Origin of the sequence: Gemmiger formicilis (assembly GCF_024462815.1) — a bacterium.
In the GTDB taxonomy this organism is placed as follows: Bacteria; Bacillota; Clostridia; order Oscillospirales; family Ruminococcaceae; genus Gemmiger.
In genome coordinates, this window is record NZ_JANGCG010000124.1 from 1 (window position 1) to 204 (window position 204).

Genomic DNA, 204 nt, shown 5'->3' on the forward strand with positions numbered 1-204 from the left:
TCAAGATAAACGGCGAATCCAGTGTGTGGCACTGGAAAAGCCGCGACATCGGCGGCAAGTCGGCGCTGAAATATTTGATTTATGTGGAAGGTGTACCGTTTGTAGAGGCGGTGCAACTGCTGTGTGAGGAAAGCCCGATGTACATCCCCGTGCAGCATGAGGCGGTGGAACGCGAGCGCCCGCCGTTCCGTCTGCCGAACCCTG

At 57.4% G+C, this 204-nt stretch carries 1 pseudogene; it reads left to right on the top strand.

The features are described 5' to 3' along the window. Nucleotides 1-204: pseudogene (locus NE623_RS15015) on the top strand (hypothetical protein); the annotation flags it as partial.